The 17,320-nt window shown below is 72.4% G+C and carries 19 protein-coding genes and 1 other annotated feature; of the genes, 11 read left to right on the top strand and 8 right to left on the bottom strand.

Annotated elements, in window-relative coordinates; genetic code table 11:
• Window positions 1-62 precede the first annotated feature (62 nt).
• The 4 genes from lpxC (at window position 63) to ACKUB9_RS01200 (ending at window position 4,380) form a co-directional block, all read left to right on the top strand.
• Window positions 63-1,010 (top strand): UDP-3-O-acyl-N-acetylglucosamine deacetylase, encoded by a 948-nt coding sequence (lpxC, locus tag ACKUB9_RS01185; RefSeq protein ID WP_407518724.1) that lies wholly within the window; start codon window positions 63-65, stop codon window positions 1,008-1,010.
• A gap of 231 nt (window positions 1,011-1,241) precedes the next feature.
• Window positions 1,242-2,144 carry an outer membrane protein assembly factor BamD gene (locus tag ACKUB9_RS01190; RefSeq protein WP_407518725.1) on the top strand — a complete coding sequence of 301 codons (903 nt, stop codon included), beginning with the start codon at window positions 1,242-1,244 and terminating at the stop codon, window positions 2,142-2,144.
• A gap of 165 nt (window positions 2,145-2,309) precedes the next feature.
• Window positions 2,310-3,983, top strand: a complete 1,674-nt coding sequence (gene recN / locus ACKUB9_RS01195) for a DNA repair protein RecN (protein WP_407518726.1) — start codon at window positions 2,310-2,312, stop codon at window positions 3,981-3,983.
• Window positions 3,984-4,179: 196 nt separating this feature from the next.
• Window positions 4,180-4,380 carry a hypothetical protein gene (locus tag ACKUB9_RS01200; RefSeq protein WP_407518727.1) on the top strand — a complete coding sequence of 67 codons (201 nt, stop codon included), beginning with the start codon at window positions 4,180-4,182 and terminating at the stop codon, window positions 4,378-4,380.
• A 78-nt stretch (window positions 4,381-4,458) separates the two neighbouring features.
• On the opposite strand, the gene ACKUB9_RS01205 is transcribed toward ACKUB9_RS01200, so the two are convergent.
• Window positions 4,459-5,937: a LysM peptidoglycan-binding domain-containing protein gene (locus tag ACKUB9_RS01205; RefSeq protein WP_407518729.1), complete on the bottom strand. Its 1,479-nt coding sequence runs from the start codon at window positions 5,935-5,937 to the stop codon at window positions 4,459-4,461.
• Between the two features lie 268 nt (window positions 5,938-6,205).
• Here ACKUB9_RS01205 and ACKUB9_RS01210 point away from each other — a divergent pair, with 268 nt between their 5' ends.
• Entirely contained in the window at window positions 6,206-6,799 is a 594-nt protein-coding gene (locus ACKUB9_RS01210) for an LOG family protein (RefSeq protein WP_407518730.1), read from the top strand.
• 8 nt (window positions 6,800-6,807) lie between these two features.
• On the opposite strand, the gene ACKUB9_RS01215 is transcribed toward ACKUB9_RS01210, so the two are convergent.
• Genes ACKUB9_RS01215 through cysS form a run of 3 tightly spaced genes read right to left on the bottom strand, consistent with a single transcriptional unit; the run spans window position 6,808 to window position 9,039 of the window.
• Window positions 6,808-7,221, bottom strand: a complete 414-nt coding sequence (locus ACKUB9_RS01215; protein ID WP_407518731.1) for a HEPN domain-containing protein — start codon at window positions 7,219-7,221, stop codon at window positions 6,808-6,810.
• Window positions 7,218-7,598, bottom strand: a complete 381-nt coding sequence (locus ACKUB9_RS01220; protein ID WP_407518732.1) for a nucleotidyltransferase family protein — start codon at window positions 7,596-7,598, stop codon at window positions 7,218-7,220. The genes ACKUB9_RS01215 and ACKUB9_RS01220 overlap by 4 nt, the downstream gene beginning before the upstream one ends.
• 43 nt (window positions 7,599-7,641) lie before the next feature.
• Window positions 7,642-9,039 (bottom strand): cysteine--tRNA ligase, encoded by a 1,398-nt coding sequence (cysS, locus tag ACKUB9_RS01225; RefSeq protein WP_407518733.1) that lies wholly within the window; start codon window positions 9,037-9,039, stop codon window positions 7,642-7,644.
• Window positions 9,040-9,372: 333 nt separating this feature from the next.
• Here cysS and ACKUB9_RS01230 point away from each other — a divergent pair, with 333 nt between their 5' ends.
• Entirely contained in the window at window positions 9,373-9,696 is a 324-nt protein-coding gene (locus ACKUB9_RS01230) for a hypothetical protein (protein ID WP_407518735.1), read from the top strand.
• Window positions 9,697-9,725: 29 nt separating this feature from the next.
• Here ACKUB9_RS01230 and ACKUB9_RS01235 read toward each other — a convergent pair whose 3' ends face one another.
• Window positions 9,726-10,256, bottom strand: a complete 531-nt coding sequence (locus ACKUB9_RS01235; protein ID WP_407518736.1) for a CreA family protein — start codon at window positions 10,254-10,256, stop codon at window positions 9,726-9,728.
• A gap of 161 nt (window positions 10,257-10,417) precedes the next feature.
• Here ACKUB9_RS01235 and ACKUB9_RS01240 point away from each other — a divergent pair, with 161 nt between their 5' ends.
• Window positions 10,418-11,440 carry a DUF2865 domain-containing protein gene (locus ACKUB9_RS01240; RefSeq protein WP_407518738.1) on the top strand — a complete coding sequence of 341 codons (1,023 nt, stop codon included), beginning with the start codon at window positions 10,418-10,420 and terminating at the stop codon, window positions 11,438-11,440.
• Between the two features lie 160 nt (window positions 11,441-11,600).
• Here ACKUB9_RS01240 and ACKUB9_RS01245 read toward each other — a convergent pair whose 3' ends face one another.
• Window positions 11,601-13,082 (bottom strand): SulP family inorganic anion transporter, encoded by a 1,482-nt coding sequence (locus ACKUB9_RS01245; protein ID WP_407518739.1) that lies wholly within the window; start codon window positions 13,080-13,082, stop codon window positions 11,601-11,603.
• On the opposite strand from ACKUB9_RS01245, the gene ACKUB9_RS01250 reads away from it, so the two are divergent.
• On the top strand, window positions 13,081-13,203 hold the full coding sequence (locus ACKUB9_RS01250; protein ID WP_407518740.1) for a hypothetical protein: 123 nt from the start codon (window positions 13,081-13,083) through the stop codon (window positions 13,201-13,203). The two genes, ACKUB9_RS01245 and ACKUB9_RS01250, sit on opposite strands and share 2 nt — an antisense overlap.
• Window positions 13,148-13,203, bottom strand: a sequence feature (sul1 is cis-regulatory element that is thought to sense ions involved in sulfur or methionine metabolism; They are found in Alphaproteobacteria). It overlaps the preceding gene by 56 nt.
• Before the next feature lie 105 nt (window positions 13,204-13,308).
• On the opposite strand, the gene ACKUB9_RS01255 is transcribed toward ACKUB9_RS01250, so the two are convergent.
• Window positions 13,309-14,268 carry a ring-cleaving dioxygenase gene (locus ACKUB9_RS01255; protein ID WP_407518741.1) on the bottom strand — a complete coding sequence of 320 codons (960 nt, stop codon included), beginning with the start codon at window positions 14,266-14,268 and terminating at the stop codon, window positions 13,309-13,311.
• A 223-nt stretch (window positions 14,269-14,491) separates the two neighbouring features.
• Here ACKUB9_RS01255 and ACKUB9_RS01260 point away from each other — a divergent pair, with 223 nt between their 5' ends.
• The 3 genes from ACKUB9_RS01260 (at window position 14,492) to ACKUB9_RS01270 (ending at window position 16,527) form a co-directional block, all read left to right on the top strand.
• Window positions 14,492-15,424, top strand: a complete 933-nt coding sequence (locus tag ACKUB9_RS01260; RefSeq protein WP_407518744.1) for a glycosyl hydrolase — start codon at window positions 14,492-14,494, stop codon at window positions 15,422-15,424.
• Complete coding sequence (locus ACKUB9_RS01265; protein WP_407518745.1) at window positions 15,421-16,269, top strand: PIG-L deacetylase family protein; 849 nt, start codon at window positions 15,421-15,423, stop codon at window positions 16,267-16,269. Before ACKUB9_RS01260 ends, ACKUB9_RS01265 begins: the two co-directional genes overlap by 4 nt.
• 81 nt (window positions 16,270-16,350) lie before the next feature.
• Complete coding sequence (locus tag ACKUB9_RS01270) at window positions 16,351-16,527, top strand: metallothionein (protein WP_407518747.1); 177 nt, start codon at window positions 16,351-16,353, stop codon at window positions 16,525-16,527.
• A 49-nt stretch (window positions 16,528-16,576) separates the two neighbouring features.
• Here ACKUB9_RS01270 and ACKUB9_RS01275 read toward each other — a convergent pair whose 3' ends face one another.
• Window positions 16,577-17,194, bottom strand: coding sequence for an urease accessory protein UreE (locus ACKUB9_RS01275; protein WP_407518748.1), 618 nt, complete (start codon window positions 17,192-17,194; stop codon window positions 16,577-16,579).
• Window positions 17,195-17,320 lie beyond the last annotated feature (126 nt).

The raw sequence follows: 17,320 nt of genomic DNA on the forward strand, positions 1-17,320 counted from the left end.
GGTCTCACTCGAGCGTGTTCCCAAGCGGGGCGCGGCGGTGGATCGCGTCCGGGGGCTGAAGAATGAGAACAAGTCAACAGACGACCCTTCGTTCGGCCGTGAGCCTCTCGGGCATCGGCGTCCATTCCGGGAATCCGGTCAGCATCACGCTCCATCCCCGCGAGGCCAACGACGGCATCGAGTTCCTGCGGACCGGAATGCCCAACGGGCGGGACCGGCTCATCAAGGCCCATCACAGCCAAGTCTCCGCCACCGAGCTCTGCACCGTGATCGGCGACCGCCACACCGGCGCCGTCGCCACCATCGAGCACCTGATGTCCGCCCTGCGCGGGCTCGGCATCGACAACGTCCTCGTCGAGATCGACGGCCCCGAGATGCCGATCCTCGACGGATCGAGCGCCCCCTTCGTGGCCGCCATCGACGCGGTCGGGATCGCCTCCTGCGGCGCCCCGCGCCGCTTCATCAAGGTCCTCAAGCCCGTCCGGGCCGAGAAGGGCCGGGCCTTCGCCGAGTTGCGCCCCTACGCCCGCGGCTTCCACCTCGACGTCGAGATCGATTTCGAGAGCCCGGTGATCGGCCGCAGCCGCCGGACCCTCGACCTCACCCCCGCCGCCTATCGCCGCGAGATCGCCGGCGCCCGCACCTTCGGGATGATGCGCGACGTGGAGCGCTACTGGAAGGCGGGCTTCGCGCTCGGCGCCTCCCTGGAAAATACCGTCGCGGTGGGTGACGGCGGCGTCGTCAACCCCGAAGGCCTGCGCTACCCGGACGAGTTCGTCCGCCACAAGCTCCTCGACGCGGTCGGCGACCTCGCGCTCGCCGGCCTGCCGATCCTCGGCGCCTACCGCTCCTATTGCGGCGGCCACGGCCTCAACGTCGCGGTCCTCGACGCCCTCTTCACCGACCGCACCAGCTACGTCCTCGTCGAGGGCGCGAGCACCCGCCGCGAGCCGGTCCTGGCCGATCTCGGTGCCGCCCTGGGCGCCGCGGCCTACGCCCCCGACCTCTGAGCCCCGGCGGGTTGCGCGAAAGCCACAGGCGGTGGATTTCCGGTTCGTTCACGGGTGCTTAACCCCTGTTCCGATGGTCCCCGCCCTGGGCTGCGCCGTTTTCGCGCCCTAATCGCCGCTCAAAGCTTCGAACGTTCCGGCCACGCCGCGATGACCGCAGGCGGTCCCGGCCGGGACCGACCACGACAACACCGGCGCGCCCGACGGCCGCCAGCTTGGGGAAGAACCCGCATGCCTCTCGCCTCCTCGCTCCGCGGTGCGAAGGGTACCGTTCTGCGCGTCGCGCTGCTCGCGGCGTGCGGCGCCGGTCTCGCGGGCTGCGACGCCCTCGATTCGATCAATCCGTTCGGACCCGAGAAGTACAAGCCCGAGGTCATCGCCCGCGTCCCGGCGGACAAGATGTACAGCGAAGGGCTGGCGAAGCTGGAAGACCGCGACTACGAGGCCGCGACCAAGAAGTTCGAGGGACTCGACAAGGAGTACGCCTACTCCGACTGGTCCCGGAAGGCGGTGCTGATGACCGCCTATTCCAACTACGAGAGCGCCCGCTACGAGGACGCGATCACGGCGTCGAAGCGCTACCTGCAGCGCCATCCCGGCAGCAAGGACGCGGCCTACGCGCAGTACCTGCTGGCGATGTCGCACTACAAGCAGATCCCCGACGTGACCCGCGACCAGGACCGGTCCGAGCGCGCGCTCGTCGCCCTGCAGGAGCTGGTGCAGAAGTACCCGACCTCCGAATACGCGGTGGACGCGAAGGCCAAGATCCAGATCACCCGCGACCAGCTCGCCGGCAAGGAGATGGCGATCGGCCGCTACTACCTGGAGAAGCGCAACTTCCCGGCGGCGATCAACCGCTTCCGCGACGTGGTGAGCAAGTACCAGACGACCCGCCACGCCGAGGAGGCGCTGGAGCGTCTGGTCGAGGCCTACCTGGCGCTCGGCATCGTCGCCGAGGCGCAGACCGCCGCGGCGGTGCTCGCCCACAACTTCCCCGACTCGCCCTGGTACAAGGACGCCTACGCGCTCCTCCAGAGCGGCGGCCTGGAGCCGCGCGAGGAAAAATCCTCGTGGATCAGCAAGGCGTTCCGCGGCATCATCGGGCTCGAGACCCGCACCGCCGAAGCGCAGTGAGCGCCGGCTGAGACCGGGCCGCCTCCCGCCGGGAGGCGACCCGGCCCTCGGACGCGCGGGGCCGCGGATTTCGCGCGATGCGGCGGCGGCACCCCTCGCGCCGGCGGCCGGCTGCCTGTAGACAGCATCGGGATCCTCACCTCGTAGAGAGTCTGCACAGGCGGCATGCTGGTTCAGCTCGCCATCCGCGACATCGTTCTGATCGACAAGCTTGAGCTGAACTTCCGCGACGGCCTCAGCGTGCTGACCGGCGAGACGGGTGCCGGCAAGTCGATCCTCCTCGACGCCTTCACGCTCGCGCTCGGCGGGCGCGGCGACGGCCGCCTCGTGCGCCACGGCGAGGCGCAGGGGCAGGTCACGGCGGTGTTCGACGTCGCGCCCGATCACCCCGCCCGCGCGGTCGCGGCCGCGGCCGACCTCGACACCGAGGGCGATCTCGTCCTGCGCCGCGTCCAGGTCGCCGACGGGCGCACCCGCGCCTTCGTCAACGACCAGCCGGTGGGCGTGCAGGTGCTGCGCGCCATCGGCGCCGCGCTCGTCGAGATTCACGGCCAGCACGACGACCGGGCGCTCGCCGACCCCACCACCCACCGCGCCATCCTCGACGCCTTCGGCAACCTGCAGGCCGCGCAGGGTGCGGTGGCGGAGGCCGCGCGCCGGGTGCGGCAGGCGCGCAGCGCCCTCGCCGAGCACCGCGCCCGGGTCGAGGCCGCCCGCAAGGAGGCCGATTTCCTGCGCCACGCCGTGGAGGAGCTGGGCGCCCTCGACCCGAAGCCGGGCGAGGAGGCCGACCTCGCCGAGCGCCGCACCGGCATGCAGCAGGGCGAGAAGGTCGCCCGCGAGCTCAACGAGGCCCTCGACGCGGTGGGCGGCCAGGGCTCCCCCGCCGCCCACCTCTCGGCGGCCCTGCGCAAGCTGGAGCGCCGGGCCGCGCAGGCGCCGAGCCTCGTCGAGCCCTGCGTCACCGCCCTCGACGCGGCCCTGGTCGCCCTCGACGAGGCCCGCACGGCCCTGGAGGACGCGCTCCAGGCCGCGGAGTTCGATCCGCGCGAACTGGAGCGGGTCGAGGAGCGCCTCTTCTCGCTGCGCGCCGCCGCCCGCAAGTACGACGTCGCGGCCGACGACCTCGCCGCCCTGCGCGAGCGCTACGCCGCCGACGTGGCGGCGATCGACGCCGGCGAAGAAACCCTGGCGCGGCTCGAACGGGACCTCGCCGCGGCGGAAGAGGCCTATCTCGCCAAGGCCCGCACCCTGAGCGAGGGGCGCCGCAAGGCCGCGCTCAAGCTCGACAAGGCCGTGCAGGCGGAGCTGCCGCCGCTGAAGCTCGAACGCGCCCGCTTCATCACCGAGATCGCCACCGACGCGGACAGCCGCGACCCGGCCGGCCTCGACCGGGTGGAGTTCTGGGCGCAGACCAATCCCGGCACCCGCCCGGGGCCGATGATGAAGGTGGCCTCAGGGGGCGAGCTGTCGCGCTTCATGCTCGCCCTCAAGGTCGTCCTGGCCGACAAGGGCTCGGCCCCGACCCTGATCTTCGACGAGATCGACACCGGAGTCGGCGGCGCCGTCGCGGATGCGATCGGCGCGCGCCTCGCCCGCCTGGCGGAGCGCGTGCAGGTGGTGGCGGTCACGCATGCCCCTCAGGTCGCCGCCCGCGCGGCCACCCACTTCCTGATCGCCAAGGAGGCCGTGAAGGGCTCCGACCGGGTCGCGACCCGGGTCAGGCTGCTCGCGGCCGCGCCGCGCCGCGAAGAGATCGCCCGCATGCTGGCCGGCGCCACCGTGACCGAGGAGGCCCGCGCCGCTGCCGCCCGCCTGCTCCAGGCCGCGGAGGCGTGAGCCTTCTGCGGCCTGGACCGCGCCGGTCCGAACCGTTAAGCTGATCGCAGCCGAATCGCCGCACCCCGTTTCGCGGCGTCATGGTGAACAAAGCGGAAAATTCACCGATTCTTTACCATGCGGAGCCGAACATCGCGGTGCCGCAGGGATCGTCTATCGCCCGGAGCCCCCTGCGATGCGAGCGGGAGCCAACGCGATGAAGCCGGACGCCGTCACCTCGACCGAGATGCCGACCCAGGCGCTTCCTCCTCTGGGCGCCGACATCCGCCGCCGCCTCGGCCACGGGCTGCGCAAGGTCTACGAGCGGACGAGCGACGGGCTCCCGCTCACCACCGAACAGATCCAGCTCCTCCTGCGCCTGCGCCATCGCGAGCGCGAGCTGCAGCGGTCGCGCTGAGACCCCGCCGCCGGATCGGGCACCGATTCGGCGAGCGGTGAGACAGGACCGAGCGGACCGGCCCCGGGCCGCTCCGCCTCAGCCGCCCCTGCTGGCGGAGGCGGCCGGCGCCTCGCCCGGGAGGACGAAGACCTGTCCCGGGTAGATGCGGTGCGGGTTGCGGATCTGCTCTTGGTTGGCCCCGAAGATCACCGTGTAGCGGGTGCCGCGCCCGTAGGCCTTCCGGCTGATCGTCCACAGATTGTCGCCGCGGGCGACCGTGGCCGTGCTGACTCCGGGGACGAACACCGTGCCGGGCTCGAGCGCGCGGCCGGTCTCGGCCGGCATCGGCGCCAGGGCGGCATCGGCGACGGGCGTGTGCGGACCGGCCGGCGCCGGGGCGGACGCGCCCGGCCGCTCGGTAAGCCGCGCCGTCTCGCCGGTCCGCGGAAGCTGCGCCACCGCGCCCGGCTTGGTGAGGTCGGGTTTGGCGGGCTCCGCCTTGACGGGCTCGACCGGCTTCGCGGATGGCGCCGTCCCGGGCAGCGCGGCGGACGCCCCGGCATCGGGCCTGCCGGCGTCCCGGGCCGGTTCGGCCGGCTTGGCGGCCAGCGTCGGGGCCGGCGTGCGGGGCGCTCCCGCCGGTGCCCGGCCCGGCTTGATCAGCTCGGCCGCCGCAAGGTCCAGCGTCGCCGGGACCGCGAACTTGACCTCGGACCGGGTCTTCACGCTGCCGGAGGCGGGATCGACCTGATCGATGCGCACCCGGTAGTCGCCGGGGCGCACGCCGCGGCCGATCGCGAAGGCGATGCGGCCGTCCGGCCCCGCCTGCCCCGGGGCGATCAGCGTGTCGTTGAGGTAGAGCCGCACCGCCGCGCCCGGCGCGCCCTGGGCGCTGACGAACAGCTTGCCGCCGGCCTCCGCATCGACGCTCACGACCTTGATCGGCGTGGTGCCGTGCGGGATCTCGGCCGGGGGAGGCGGCGACGCAGCGGCAGGGCCGGCGGCCGCCGGCCGGGACGTCTCGGCATCGGGCCGCGACAGCACTTCGGTGGGCCGGCCCGGGGCCGTCATGGCGACCAGGGGCTTGCCGCGGCGGTCGGGCGCCAGCGCCACCACGGCGCTCTCGGCGCCCGCGAGCCGGGTGCCGTCCGGTGCCACGCTGCGCAGGGTGATCTCGCTGCTGCCCGCGGGCAGGGGCGGGGGCGTCAGCGCGAAGTTGCCGGCCGGGTCCGCGGTCGTGCGGGCGAAGACCTCGCCGTTGCGCAGGATCTCGACCTCGGCGCCCGGCAGAGCCTGCCCGGCGATCACGCTGTCGCCCTCGGGTTCGATGCGGATGACGTCGAAGCTCGGGCCGCGCGGCGCCTCGGCCTTGTCAGTCTTCGATTCGGCTTTGGGCGCGGGCGCCGGCAGCGCGGCGAGGCGCTCCTCTGAGGCGGGCGCCCCGGCGGTGGGGGCAGGGGAGGGGCCGCCGATGGACAGCAGGCGCGTGCCGCTCGCGACCACCCCGATCAGCACGAAGCCGCTCACCGATCCGACGACCGCGAGATAGATCCCGCGCCGCAACTCCGCCGTCATGGCGCATCACTCCCGATCCCCGGCTCCTCCACCGGTGCGATGTCGGCCATGGGGGCCGGCGCGCGGCGCGCCGTCCGGTCGACAACGCTGCAACATCCCGGCCATAGTATCAGGCCTGTCGCGAAGACACCAAGCTGCGGCGCTCCTCCCCGTCGGTCGGGACACGGATTGTGGACTGGATCTTGCGCGGGATGGCCAGATCGCCCGGAAGGGCGAGGGCCTCGGCGAGGGGGCGCTCAAGAACGCAGCGGAGGAGTGCGGAGCATCGATGCGAACGGTTTGCGTGTATTGCGGCTCGGGTTTCGGCACCGATCCCGCCTTCCGGGAGGCCGCCCGCGGCCTCGGCCGCGCCCTGGCGGAGGCCGGGATCGGGCTCGTCTACGGGGGCGGCAATGTCGGCCTGATGGGCACGGTGGCGGGCGCGGTCCTCGATCACGGCGGCCACGTCACGGGCATCATCCCGGACTTCCTGAAATCCCGCGAGCGCATGCTCGACGCCGTGCAGGAGACGATCGTCGTCCCGGACATGCACACCCGCAAGCGGCTGATGTTCGAGCGCTCGGATGCCTTCGTGGCCATGCCCGGCGGCATCGGCACCCTGGAGGAGCTGGTCGAGCAGATGACCTGGGCGCAGCTCGGCCGGCACACCAAGCCGATCCTGCTGCTCTCGGTGGCCGAGTTCTGGACGCCGCTGCTCACCCTCCTCGACCACATGCGCCGCAACGGCTTCATCCGCGAGGGGCTGGACCTCAACTACCTCGTGGCGAACCGCCCCGACGAGGTCGTGCCGATGCTCCGCGACGCCGTGCGCCGCGCCCCCGCCCGGCCCGAGGCGGACGCGCTGATCGAGGAGCGGTTCTGAGGCTTTCGTCAATCGCTGGTCGCGTTCTCCGAGAACTCGGGCTCAGGCGGCTGTGTGGCGAAGGGCGCCGCCGCCGCGATGAAGCGCTCGGCGAAGGCGACGGCCTTGCCGGCATCGTCCGGGGTCAGGCGGGGTCCATCGTAATCGGCGCTCGCCCGATCGCTGAACAGATGCCGCAACCCGCGGCCGAACTCCCGGTCGATCAGGCCCGTGCTGATGAAGTGCTCCGAGAACATCTTGAGCGCCGCGGCGTGGCGGCGAAGCTGCTCGGGCCGCGCGCCGGTCCTCCGGGTCACGATGACCCGGACGGCCGTGAAGGCCGCGTAGTAGGCGCGGCTGATCGCACCGTTGGGGCGCCCGGCCGCGAGCAGGATCCTCGCCTCGGCCAAGGCCTCTTCGGCCCTGAGCCACAACTCCGTCACGGCATAGCCCCGAGCGGCCTCCCGTCACGGCGCATCGCGCGGACGAGCGCCGGGTTGGGATGGAGCGCCGGGTCGCCCCAGGCGCTCTGCGGGACCGGATGGGCCTGGATGTCGAGCCCATCGTCGATCAGCCGGTCGTAGGAGAGATCGGCGAGGACCCGGGCCTCGTCGATGATCCGCCACGGGCCATCGACCAGGATCACGGCCACGTCGGCATCGCTCTCAGGACGAGCGTCACCTCGGCTGCGGCTCCCGAACAGGTAGAGGCCGAGGAGGCGCGGACCGTAATGCCGGCGCACGTCCGCGGCGAACCGAGCCAGGGCGACCGCCGCCTGCGCGTCGGTCGGCGGCTGCAGCACCTCCTCGATGGACCTCATCCGTTCCTCCTGCCTTCTAAAGGCCCGGCCGGCCGGAAACCGTTCACCCCCGCTCCCCTTCGCGACCGACCGTCCACGTGGTCGTCCCGTCCTTGTTGTCCTTCAGGGTCACGTTGAGAGCCGCAAGGATGTCGCGGATGCGGTCGGATTCCGCCCAGTCCTTGCGGGCGCGGGCCGCCTTGCGCTCGGCGATCAGCCCCTCCACCGCCGCCGCGTCGACGCCGGCGGACACGACCGCCGCGCGGTCGCGCTCAGCCTTGGTCTGACCGAGCAATCCGAGCAGGTTGGCGCCGGCCTTGAGCGCCGCCGGGTCGTCCAGGCGGTGCAGTTCGCTCAGCGCCGCCGGCGTGTTGAGGTCGTCGAGGAGCGCGTCGCGGACCGGGCCGGGCAGGTCCGCGGCCGGGGCGGTGTCGCCGACTGCCGCGTACCAGCGCTCCAGAGTCCGGGCGGATTCCTCCAGGCCCCGCAGCGTCCAGTCGATCGGCTGGCGGTAATGGGTGCGCAGCATGGCGAGGCGCACGACCTCGCCCGGCCAATCCGCCAGCACCTCCCGCAGGGTCACGAAATTGCCGAGCGACTTCGACATCTTCTCCCCCTCGACCTGCAGGAAGCCGTTGTGCATCCAGACATTGGCCATGACGGGCGTGCCGAAGCAGCAGCGCGACTGCGCCACCTCGTTCTCGTGGTGGGGGAAGACGAGGTCGATGCCGCCCGCGTGGATGTCGAAGGTCTCGCCGAGATGCTTCCACGACATCGCCGAGCACTCGATGTGCCAGCCCGGCCGGCCGGGGGCGGCGATCCCGCAGGGCGAAGGCCAGGCCGGCTCGCCGGGCTTCGAGGGCTTCCAGAGCACGAAGTCGAGGGCCGAGCGCTTGTAGGGCGCCACGTCGACCCGGGCGCCTGCCTCCATCTCGTCGAGGGGCCGCTTCGAGAGCGACCCGTAATCGGGCATCGAGGGCACGTCGAACAGCACGTGGTCCTCGGCCACGTAGGCGTGGCCGGCGGCGACGAGCCGCTCGACCATCTCGATCATCTCGCGGATGTGGTCGGTGGCGCGCGGCTCGATGAAGACCGCCCGGCCGCCCGGCCGGTTCACCTCGTCGGGCATCAGCACGCCGAGCGCCCGCAGGTCCGCGTGGAAGGCCGCCAGGGTCCCGTCCGTGAGGGTGCGGATCGAGACGCCGCGCTCGGCCGCCCGCGCGTTGATCTTGTCGTCCACGTCCGTGACGTTGCGGACATAGGTGACCGCCGCCTCGCCGTAGAGCCGGCGCAGCAGGCGGAAGAGCAGGTCGAAGACGATGATCGGCCGCGCGTTGCCGATATGGGCCGCGTCGTAGACCGTCGGGCCGCAGGCATACATCCGGACGTTGCCGGGATCGATCGGGGCGAACGGTTCCTTGGCCCGGCTGAGCGTGTTGTAGAGGCGCAACAACGGGGCCATGAAACACCTTCGCGTCGATGAGGGCCGCGCCCGCTCCGGAGCGCTCCGGCCACGCTTCTAACTCGTTGCCGCGCCGTCCCTCCCGGAATCGGGCGGGCCGCTTCGCCGGGCCGGGACCGTCCGTCGATTCCCGCCCCTGTTGCAGCGGCGAGACGCCGTCCGCGGCGGATCCGGGTTAGCTCAATTCCGCGTGCTTTTCGAGGAGCGGCCGCGGTGATTCGGGGAAGTCCTTTCTCCGGCCGGCGGAATCGGGACGCGCGCGGCCTCGGTTGAGGCTTTGTTTACCGAACACTCACAGTCTCGAAGCGCTCTGACGATCCGGAAGGCACCCTCATGCGTCGCATTCTCGCTGCCCTCGGCACTCTCGGCCTCCTGGCCCTCGCCGCTCCGGCGGTGGCCGGCGAAACCGCGGCCACGTCCGGCGTCGAGAAGACCTTCCTGATCCCGTCGAGCGACGGCTACGGCGTCGCCGAGTGCCTCAGCATCGGGACGGGCGAGTGCGGGCAGGTCGTCGCCGACGCGTGGTGCGAGTCGCAGGGCTACGCCCGCGCCGCCTCCTTCGGCACCGCCGCGCAGGACGAGTACACGGGCGCCATCGATGCGCCTCCGGTCGCCCGCCCGGCCGACCGCCCGATCCGCATCACCTGCAAGGATTGAGCGGCGGCGCATCCGCGCCGTCCGCGGCCCTACCCCTTCAGGAAGTCGCCGCATTTCGGCGGCGGCTCGGTGCCCCAGGGCATCAGCGGCACGGTCGAGGTCGAGTTCTTCGGCGACCCCTCGATCACCTTGTCGGAATAGACCATGTAGACGAGGGTGTTGCGCTTGGCGTCGCAGCCCCGGACGATCTGCATGCTCTTGAAGATCAGCGAGCGCCGCTCGCTGAACACCACCTCGCCCTGCGTCAGCTTGCGCTTGATCTGGACCGGCCCGACCTGCCGGCAGGCGAGCGAGATGTCCGAGACCTCCTCGGCCAAGCCCAGCGTGCCCTTGATGCCGCCCTTCTCGGGCAGGGTGTAGTGACAGGCGACGCCCGCCACGTCGGGGTCGTCGATGCCGTAGACCACCAGCTTGTCGTTCGGCGTCAGCGGGCGCCACACCGTCGACTTGTCGAAGATCCGGTCCGGCTCCTGCGCCATGGCCTGAGGTCCCGCGAGGCCGAGCCCCGCCGTCACTCCCGCCGCCAGACACGCCGTCATGAGACCGTGCCGCCACACCATCCGCCTGATCCCCGTCAAAGCAACGTTAACGTATGTAGGGAGGCTGTCGCGGCGTTGCGAGGACGGGTAGAACGGTTGCGGTTCCGCGGTCGAGCTTTCGCGGGACGGTTTCGCCCGAGCCCCCGCGGCCCGGCCCCGCTTCCTCCGTTGCGCCCATAACCATGCCGCTGTCCCGCCTGCTCGTCCGGCTGCTCGCCGGTCTCGTCGCCGTGACCGCCCTCGTGCAGGGCGCGCGCGCGGAGCCGAATCCCGCCGTCTGCCAGCGCTATCGCGCCGAACTCGCCAACCTGCAGCGGGACTCCAACCGCGGGCAGGTGGAGGAGATCCAGCGCCTCGTCGCCTATCGCAACTCGATCGGCTGCGAGGGCGGCAAGTTCCTGTTCTTCGACATGCGCCCGCCGCAATGCGCGCAGGTCGAGAGCCGCATCCGCGCCCTCAACAGCGGCTACGGTGCGGGCGCCACCCAGGTCTCGGACGCCCGGCGCGAGCAGCTCGTGGCGGCGGTGCGCGACGCCTGCGCGGGCCTGCCCTCCACCGCGAAGCCCGCGGACGGGTTCGCGCGCGGCGGGGGCCAGGTGATCTGCGTGCGGCTGTGCGACGGCGCCTACTTCCCGATGCCGAACCTGCCGGACGGCCGGGACGGCGCGGATGAGATGTGCAAGGCGCTCTGCCCCGGCACCGAGGCCGCGGCCTATTCCATGCCCGCCACCGACACCGGCCTGCATCAGGCGGCCGCGATCCAGACCCGGCGCGCCTACACGGCCCTGCCGAACGCCTTCAGGTTCCAGAAGGCCTTCGTGCCGAACTGCTCCTGCAAGGGACAGGGACAGACCTGGGCGCAGGTCCTGGTCAAGGCCGAGAGCATGCTGGTGCGCCACAAGGGCGACATCTTCGTCACCCCGGCCCAGGCCGAGGCGCTGTCGCGGCCCAAGGTCCGCCTGACCCTGGTCGGCCGTGCCGACAAGTCCGCCGCCACGCTGGCGGCCACCGCCGCGGCGCGCCACGGCGTCGACGAGCCGGGCGAGGCGCCGGCCGGCCCGCCCCGTTCCGCCGGTCCGGAGGAGAAGCCGACCGTCCGCGTGATCGCGCCGGACGTGGTGCCGGTGCCGGCGGGCGTGGGCAGCCCGCAGGCCGCGGGTCCCGCCGTCGCCTCGCCGGGCACGGCCCCGGTCGCGATGCCGTAGGGCGCGGCAGAGGTCCGACGCCCGGTGCCCGCTCCCACGGGGCCGGGTCGCGGTTCTCCCCGGATGTTGGCCCGCACCGGCATGGACGTCCGGTCTGGGCCGAAGGCGGTTCCGCGTCATCGCCGGCCGCGCTGACGGCCGCCCGTGACGCGCCAGCGCCTCAATGGACCGGCTGCGTGGCGGCCGTGTCCGGCTTGTCGTGAACCGCGAAGCGCTCCACCAGGGTCGCGCTCGCCGCGTTGAGACCGACCACCTCGACCTCGCGCCCCTGGCGGCGGGCCTTGAGCACCACGCGATCCAGCGCACCGACCGCCGAGATGTCCCAGAAATGGGCCTCGCTGACGTCGATGACGATGCGCTCCACCGGCTCCAGCACGTCGATCGCCTCCGAGAAGGTCCCGGCCGAGGCGAAGAAGACCTGTCCGACGACCCGGTAGGTGCGGGTGCGGGCGTCCGCCGACAGCTCGGACGTGACCCGGCTCAGGCGAGACACCTTCCCGGCGAAGAAGACGCCGGAGAGCAGGACGCCGACCAGAACGCCGATGGCCAGATCCTTGGTGGCGACCACCGTCGCCACCGTGGCCAGCATGACGATCGAGGAGGGCAGCGGGTTGGTGCGCAGCCGCAGGAGCGAGCGCCACGAGAACGTGTTGATCGAGACCATCAGCATCACGGCCGTCAGGGCCGCCACCGGCACGATCGCCAGCAGGTCCTGCAGCGCGACGAGCAGCACCAGCAGACATCCGCCCGCGACCAGGGTCGAGAGCCGGCCCCGCGCCCCGGACGAGACGTTGATGACCGACTGGCCGATCATCGCGCAGCCGCCCATGCCGCCGAACAGCGCCGACGCCATGTTGGCGACGCCCTGCCCCATGCATTCGCGGTTCTTGCTCGACGGCGTGTCGGTCATGTCGTCCACGATCTGCGCCGTCAGCAGACTCTCCAGGAGGCCGACTGCCGCGAGGGTAAGGGCGACGGGTGTCAGGATGCGCAGCGTCTCGACGGTCAGCGGTACGTCCGGCAGGGCGAAGCTCGGCAGCGTCGAGGGCAGCTCGCCGAGATGCCCGATGGTGCGCACGTCGAGGCCGAGCGCCGCGCTGAGCCCCGTGAGCGCGACGATCGCGACGAGCGGCGAGGGGATCGCGGTGGTGAGGCGGGGGACGAGGTAGATGATCGCGAGGCCCAGCCCGATCAGCCCGTAGGTCGCCGGCGGCACGCCGACGAGTTCCGGCAGCTGCGCCAGGAAGATCAGGATGGCCAGGGCGTTGACGAAGCCGGTCATGACCGATTGCGAGACGAACCGCATCAGCCGTCCGAGCTTGAGCAGCCCGGCGATGATCTGAAAAACGCCCATCAGGATCGTGGCGGCGAAGAGGTACTGGACGCCGTGGACGCGCACGAGATCGACCATCACCACGGCGGTCGCCGCGGTGGCGGCCGAGATCATGGCCGGACGTCCGCCCGCGAAGGCGATGACGCAGGCGATCACCACGGAGGCGTAGAGGCCGACCTTCGGATCGACGCCCGCGATCACCGAGAAGCCGATGGCCTCGGGGATGAGCGCGAGCGCCACGACGATACCGGAGAGGATGTCGGCGCGCGGGTTCGCGAACCAGCCGCGCCGGAGGGAGGAGACATGCATGATGGATATCCGCAAAGGGACGCGCATCGCCGATGCGGCGATGGTGTCGGGCGTCCAGTCGTTTGCGTGGTCCGGCGGATCGGCGGCCGGAAGAGCCACCCGGACTTTCACCGGGTCCTGATGAATGCCGCCTTCCTAGCTCACGAGCGTGCCGCGATGCAACAGCGCCCGGGATCCCCCTGCATGGGGAGCGGCCGGCGCGGCCTCGGCGCCGGCCCGGCAGCGCTCAGAGCGGCGCCAGCCCCGCCTCGATCTCGGCCCGCCGCGGCTCCAGGAAGGGCGGCAGGGCGAGGCGCTCGCCGAGCTGCTCCAGCGGCTCGTCGGTGGCGAAGCCGGGGCCGTCGGTGGCGATCTCGAACAGGATGCCGTTCGGCTCGCGGAAGTAGAGGCTGCGGAAGTAGTAGCGGTCCACCGGTCCGCTCGACGGCACCCGCAGGCTGCGCAGCCGCTCGCTCCAGCCCTCGTAGGCGTCGTCCGGGATGCGGAAGGCGACGTGGTGCACCCCGCCGGCCCCTTGCCGGGCGGGGCCGAGCTCCGGCTCGGCCACCACGTGCAGCTCCGCCGCGGGACCACCCTCGCCCATCGTGTAGACCTGCACGGGGCGCTCCGCCGAGCTCGCGGCGGCCGCGTCGCCCGCCGCGTAGGTGCGCACCGGCCGCAGGCCGAGGACGCCGGTCAAGACCGTTTCGGTGAGGCGCGGAGCGGCGACGCTGATGAGGATCGGGCCGAGGCCGCGGATCTGACGCGCCTCCGGCACGGGGCTCTTCGCCCAGGGGTGGCTCGGGCCGGCGCCGCCATCGTCCACGAGGCTGAGGCGCTGTCCCTCCGGGTCCTCGAAGTCGAGGGTGAGCCGCCCGTCGCGCGCCACCGGCGGGCGGTGTGCCACGCCCTGGCGGGCGAGGTGCTCGCGCCACCACGCGATCGTCTCAGGCCCCGACACGCGCAGCATCGTGCGGGCGATGCTGTTCGTCCCGCGCCGCTCCGGGGCCGCCGGCCAGTCGAAGAAGGTCAGGTCGGAGCCCGGCGAGGCGAGCCCGTCGGCGTAGAACAGGTGGTAGGCCGAGACGTCGTCCTGGTTCACGGTCTTCTTCACGAGGCGCAGGCCCAGCACCCGCGTGTAGAAGGCGAGGTTGTCCGCAGCCCGGGCCGTCACGGCGGTGAGGTGGTGGATTCCGGTGAGTTGCATCGCGGGGGGCTCCGGCTCGTCTCGCTTGATCGTCTCCCTTGCGCCCTCCGGCTCTCGGGAGCCAGTCCCGGCGCGCCAGGGCGCGTTTGCACGCCCGCAAGCGGACGCCTCCCAAGCACCCCTCACCCGAGCACCCGCCGCCCAAGCACCCGCAACCCTTGCGCCGTCCCATCCCGCCCGCCATGAGGGAGGGGAGTATCCGGGCGGCAGCCGAGGGGCCTGCATGATCGAAGCGGCGATGATCTGGAACGAGCCCAACAACAAGTCGCACTGGGATCCCGAGGTGGATCCGGGCTGGCACCTGTTCGCCGACACCCTCGCCTGCGCGGCCCGCGCCATCAAGGACGAGGCGCCGACGCTGCCCATCGTGCTCGGCGGCCTGTCGCCGATCGACCCCACCTTCGTGCAGTTCCTCGACGCCAAGCGCGCCCTCGATGCGGTGGACGTGGTGGCGGTGCACGGCTTCCCGCTCGACTGGAACCTCTGGCAGATCGACGAGTGGCCAAAAAAGCTCGCCGAGATCCGCGCGGTGACGCCCAAGCCCGTCTGGGTGACGGAGGTCGGGGTCTCCACCTTCGGCGCCGAGGAGGTGCAGGTCTTCGGCGTCGACCGCACCGCCGCGCTGCTGGTCGGGCGCACGCCGCGCATCCACTGGTACAGCCTCTACGATCTGCCCCAGGCCTGGGGCGCCACCACCCGCCACAGGGAGGCGGAGGGCTCCTCCTACTACCGCCACTTCTACATGGGCCTGCTGCGCGAGGACGGCGCGCCCAAGCCCGCCCTGGAGCACTTCGCCCGCCACACCCCCGCGATGGGCCTGTGCCAGTGGTTCCACTACGAGGATCCCCGCCTCGACGAGGCCGTGGCCTGGATGCGGCGCCTCGGCGTGCGCTATCTCCGCACCGGCCTGTCCTGGGCCGATTCCTTCCGGCCGAACGCTCTCGACTGGTTCGATCGGCAGATGGAGGCGCTGGCGGAGTTCGACGTGACGGTCACCTTCTGCTTCACCCCCGAGCACCGGGGCATCGCCCCCCACCACACCAGCGCGCCGCTGGTGAAGGAGGAGTTCGCGGATTTCTGCGCCGCGATGATCCGGCGCTACGCCGGCCAGGTCCGGCCCCGGGCGGACGCCCTCGCGATGCCGGTGCCCGCGTGACCGTGGTCACCGGGCCGCTCGCCGAGACCTCGCCCGCCGCCGAGGCCTTCCTGGCGGCCCTGGCGCATCCGGCCCGCGGCCGGGTCGCGGCCGGTCACGCGGCCCTGGTGGTGGCCCATCCGGACGACGAGAGCATCGGCTGCGGCGCGCAACTGCCCCGCCTGCAGGACCTCACGGTGATCCACGTCACGGACGGCGCGCCTCGCGACGGGGCGGATGCGCGCCGGCGCGGCTTTCCCGATCCGGCCGCCTATGCGGCGGCCCGGGCGCGCGAATGCGACGCGGCCCTCACGCGCGCGGGCGTGCCGCCCGGGCGGCGCCTCGCCCTCGGGTATCCCGACCAGGGCGTGCCGGAGATCATCGCCGACCTCGCCCGGCACCTGGCGGACCTCTTTGCGCAACGCGGCATCACGCTCGCCCTCACCCACGCCTACGAGGGCGGCCACCCGGACCACGACGCGGTGGCGCTCGCGCTCCAGGGCGCGCGGCGCCTGACGGGAGGGCGGCTCGCGGTGATCGAGATGCCCTTCTACCATCGCGGCCCCGACGGCCCGGAGGCCGGGTCCTTCCTGCCCGCCCATCCGCCGCGGCGGGCCATCGCGCTCCATCTCGACCCGGAGGATTGCGCCCTCAAGGCGGATCTGTTCGCCGCCCATGCCTCGCAGGCCGCGATCCTCAACACCCTGCCGATCGCCCTCGAACGCTTCCGCGAGGCGCCCGACCACCCCTTCGACGCCCTGCCGAACCAGGGCCGGCTCCTCTACGAGGATTGGGGGCCCGGCACGGGCGGCGCCCGCTTCCTCGCGCTGGCGAAGGCCGCCGACGCGGCACTCGGCGGAGCCTGACGCGACGGGTTCCGTCAGGGCGTGCCTTCGCGGCCGGAACCTGACAGGATGGCCGCGACGGCCAGGATCCGGAGGATCGTGATGAGCGAGACAGTCGACGTCGAGATGGTGAAGTGCGCCTGCCAGGACTGCGTCTGCGTGGTGCCGCTGGCCAAGGCCGTCAAGCACGACGGCCGGGCCTTCTGCTGCGACGAATGCGCGGCCGGCCACCCCGATCACGCCGGGTGCAACCACGCCGGCTGCACCTGCCACGGCTGACGGGCGGACCGCCCGGGCCGGCGCTCCGGCCCGAGCGCCGGCCGCCGGATCAGTGGTCGTGGCTGCAGCCGGGGCCGTGCTGATGATGTCCGTGGCCATGCGCGTGATCGTGCGCGTGATCGTGACCTTGGCCATGGGCGTGCTGATGCCCGTGATGGTCGTGGTCATGGCCGTGATGGGCATGGCCGTGATGGGCGTGATCGTGATGATGGTCGTGGCCGCACTGGCTGTGGTCGTGCGCCACCACCTCCCGCTCCGGGCGGAAGGGCCGCGTCACCGGCGAAGCCGCGCAGCCCTGCCCGCGGACCAGTTCGGCCACGACCGCATCGGCCGGGACGTAGAGCGCCTCGGCCGTCACCTCGGCCGGCACATGGTTGCTGCCGAGCTGCCACGCGAGCCGGGTCAGGCGAGCCGGATTCTCGGCGCGCACCTCCAGCAGGTTCTGCGCCGCCGCCGCGATGCGCACGAGGCGCCCGTCCTCCAGGCGCACGGCGTCGCCGTCCTCCAGCGTGCCGGCCTTGGCCAGGTCGAGGCGGAAGGCGAGGCCTCCGTCCGCCGTCAGCGCGCCCTCGCGCCGGCTGCGGGCCGCATGGTCCAGGGTGATCGTGTCGACGACGGCATCCGGCCGGACGGCGGGTTTGCGGACGATGGTGGTGGCGCGCAGCATGGCATCCTCGCGGGCGGTTCCGGGCCTCCTCTACGCATCCGGACGCGCGGAGTCACACCCTTTGCGCGGACCGTGACTTCGATGCCGCGCCTGCCGCTTTTTCGTCTCGTCCCCTGACGCGGCAGG

This window comes from Methylobacterium oryzisoli, from assembly GCF_046557895.1.
In the GTDB taxonomy this organism is placed as follows: domain Bacteria; phylum Pseudomonadota; class Alphaproteobacteria; order Rhizobiales; family Beijerinckiaceae; genus Methylobacterium; species Methylobacterium oryzisoli.

What these genes read in the sequence shown, in the direction of transcription:
- lpxC (WP_407518724.1), top strand. Translation starts at nt 63, where the DNA reads ATGAGAACAAGTCAACAGACGACCCTTCGTTCGGCCGTGAGCCTCTCG.
- ACKUB9_RS01190 (WP_407518725.1), top strand. Translation starts at nt 1,242, where the DNA reads ATGCCTCTCGCCTCCTCGCTCCGCGGTGCGAAGGGTACCGTTCTGCGC.
- recN (WP_407518726.1), top strand. Translation starts at nt 2,310, where the DNA reads ATGCTGGTTCAGCTCGCCATCCGCGACATCGTTCTGATCGACAAGCTT.
- ACKUB9_RS01200 (WP_407518727.1), top strand. Translation starts at nt 4,180, where the DNA reads ATGAAGCCGGACGCCGTCACCTCGACCGAGATGCCGACCCAGGCGCTT.
- ACKUB9_RS01205 (WP_407518729.1), bottom strand. Translation starts at nt 5,937, where the DNA reads ATGACGGCGGAGTTGCGGCGCGGGATCTATCTCGCGGTCGTCGGATCG.
- ACKUB9_RS01210 (WP_407518730.1), top strand. Translation starts at nt 6,206, where the DNA reads ATGCGAACGGTTTGCGTGTATTGCGGCTCGGGTTTCGGCACCGATCCC.
- ACKUB9_RS01220 (WP_407518732.1), bottom strand. Translation starts at nt 7,598, where the DNA reads ATGAGGTCCATCGAGGAGGTGCTGCAGCCGCCGACCGACGCGCAGGCG.
- cysS (WP_407518733.1), bottom strand. Translation starts at nt 9,039, where the DNA reads ATGGCCCCGTTGTTGCGCCTCTACAACACGCTCAGCCGGGCCAAGGAA.
- ACKUB9_RS01230 (WP_407518735.1), top strand. Translation starts at nt 9,373, where the DNA reads ATGCGTCGCATTCTCGCTGCCCTCGGCACTCTCGGCCTCCTGGCCCTC.
- ACKUB9_RS01235 (WP_407518736.1), bottom strand. Translation starts at nt 10,256, where the DNA reads ATGGTGTGGCGGCACGGTCTCATGACGGCGTGTCTGGCGGCGGGAGTG.
- ACKUB9_RS01240 (WP_407518738.1), top strand. Translation starts at nt 10,418, where the DNA reads ATGCCGCTGTCCCGCCTGCTCGTCCGGCTGCTCGCCGGTCTCGTCGCC.
- ACKUB9_RS01250 (WP_407518740.1), top strand. Translation starts at nt 13,081, where the DNA reads ATGATGGATATCCGCAAAGGGACGCGCATCGCCGATGCGGCGATGGTG.
- ACKUB9_RS01245 (WP_407518739.1), bottom strand. Translation starts at nt 13,082, where the DNA reads ATGCATGTCTCCTCCCTCCGGCGCGGCTGGTTCGCGAACCCGCGCGCC.
- ACKUB9_RS01255 (WP_407518741.1), bottom strand. Translation starts at nt 14,268, where the DNA reads ATGCAACTCACCGGAATCCACCACCTCACCGCCGTGACGGCCCGGGCT.
- ACKUB9_RS01260 (WP_407518744.1), top strand. Translation starts at nt 14,492, where the DNA reads ATGATCGAAGCGGCGATGATCTGGAACGAGCCCAACAACAAGTCGCAC.
- ACKUB9_RS01270 (WP_407518747.1), top strand. Translation starts at nt 16,351, where the DNA reads ATGAGCGAGACAGTCGACGTCGAGATGGTGAAGTGCGCCTGCCAGGAC.
- ACKUB9_RS01275 (WP_407518748.1), bottom strand. Translation starts at nt 17,194, where the DNA reads ATGCTGCGCGCCACCACCATCGTCCGCAAACCCGCCGTCCGGCCGGAT.